We start from the raw sequence: 2,204 nt of genomic DNA on the forward strand, positions 1-2,204 counted from the left end.
CAATCTAATAAGACAATTATCTCCTGACAGATAGGAGATGTAAAGAATAGGTTTATAGGTTTTCCTAATAAATAACCTAAATACATTATACAAGGAGGTCGAAAATTCAAGTCATCAAAAAAAGACCCTGCTGCATGTGATATTTATTAAATATCGTTTATCGTTGAAAGGGGAGTTTAGTTTGGCGAGTAAAAGAATAAGATACTGGGTAAGTTTAATTCTCGTTTTTACATTCGTAATAGGGCTTACCTTTCCGGCAGTGGCAACAAGTGCCAAGGCCGCTGCTGGATTAACTGACATCAGTAATCATTGGGCTAAAGATAAAATCAGTCAATGGGTTCAAAAAGGTCTTGTAAGCGGATACACTGACGGGACCTTTAAACCGGATAAGAGCATAACCAGGGCAGAATTTATGACATTGGTGAATAAAGTCCTTGGCTTTAGCGAAAAAGCCACTATAGGATTTTCTGATGTCACATCTACAGATTGGTTCTATGAAGAAATAGCCAAAGCGGTGAAGGCAGGATATATATCCGGCTACCAAGACGGTACCGTAAAGCCAAACAGGGAAATAAGCCGTCAAGAAGCAGCGGTAGCCCTCTGCAAGGCCTTGAATCTAGAAATCCAAGGCGATGCTACTGAATTTACCGATAAAGATGCCATCCCTAACTGGAGCAGGCCGTATATCGCTGCATTAGCAGCTAAAGGCTACATGGGAGGATACCCCGACGGCAGCTTTAAGGCAGAAAGACACATCACCAGGGCCGAAACCGTTACAATGCTGGATAAAGTATTAGCAACACTTCAGATATCCTACGATGTGTCAGGTGTTTATGGGCCTGAAGAAGGTATCGAAACTATATCTCAAGACGTTGCCGTTAATGTCCCAGGGGTAACCTTGAGAAATATGATTATAGAAGGCAACTTGTATTTAAATGAAGGCATCGGTGAAGGAGATGCTACTTTAGACAATGTAACCGTTAAGGGTATAACCACAGTCCGCGGGGGCGGAAAAGACAGCATCCATCTTATAAACTTTACATGTAAGGAAATAATAGTAATGAAAGTTGGCGGGAAGGTCAGAATAGTTGCCTCGGGCAATACAAAAGTCGGTGAACTGAAACTGGAATCCGGCGCTCATATCGAAGGTAATGGGATTGTATCTGTAACCGTACTCAAATCCGGAGAAGATGTTATCCTAGACGGAGCCTTCGAAAATGTTATCATAGAAGCCAAAGCAAAGATAGAAGTCTTGAAAGGTACAATCATCAACAATCTGAAAGTAAATAGTAAATCAGATATAAATCTTGCTGATGGAGCAACCGTAAAAGACCTAACCTTGGAGGCAGCTGCTACTATCACCGGAAAAGGCACTATAGAAAAGGCCAGAATCAATGCTGATGGTGCAAAGCTAGAAACTGAGCCGAAGAAGGTGGAACTTGCTAAAGGCGTTACCACCGAGATTGCCGGCAAAGAAGTCAAAGAAGACAAGACCTCGTCTAAAAGCGGCGGAGGTGGCGGAAGCGGAGGCGGCAGCGATAAACCGGAAATAATAAAAGTGCAATCAGTTTCTTTAGACAAGTCATCAGTGACTCTTGCGGTTTATGAGTCAGTCTACCAAAAGACAACTATTATTAATGCTACTATATATCCTAATAATGCCACTAACAAAAAAGTGACTTGGAAATCCAGTAATACTGATGTTGCCACTGTTACAGGCAATGGCCTAAATGCTACAGTTAACGCTGTGAGCGAAGGCCAGGCAATCATCACGGTTACTACTGATGATGGAGGTAAGACCGCTAAGTGTGAAGTGACAGTGGTTGCTGGTGAAGTGCCAGTTGTTCCTGTAAGTGCTATTAGTGTGGAAGGTGTAGCTGTAGTTGAACAGACACTTACAGCCAAAGTAACACCAGAAAAGGCCACAGTAATATATCAGTGGCAAAGAGCCGATGCAGATGATAATTATGTAGACATTGAAAATGCAACAAACAGGACATACAAATTAACTGAAGATGATATTGGAAAATATATTAGAGTTGTGGTTACCGGAACAGGTAGTTATACGGGAACAAAGACAAGCGCAGCTGTTGGACCTGTAAGTCAGTTACCGGAAGCAGACCAGACCCTAGCCGAAGCCAAGACAGCGGTGGAAGGCGTGCTTGGTGAGTTTACCGCCAGCAACGATACCACTTCGGAAGAAC

Annotated in this window: 1 protein-coding gene; it reads left to right on the forward strand. The window is 42.6% G+C overall.

Translation table 11 applies throughout. The features are described from left to right. Positions 1-181 precede the first annotated feature (181 nt). On the forward strand, positions 182-2,204 hold a 2,023-nt coding region (locus tag BUC45_RS00180), incomplete at its 3' end, for an S-layer homology domain-containing protein (RefSeq protein ID WP_296969189.1).

This window comes from Tepidanaerobacter sp. EBM-38 (genome assembly GCA_001896545.1).
Lineage (GTDB): Bacteria > Bacillota > Thermosediminibacteria > Thermosediminibacterales > Tepidanaerobacteraceae > Tepidanaerobacter.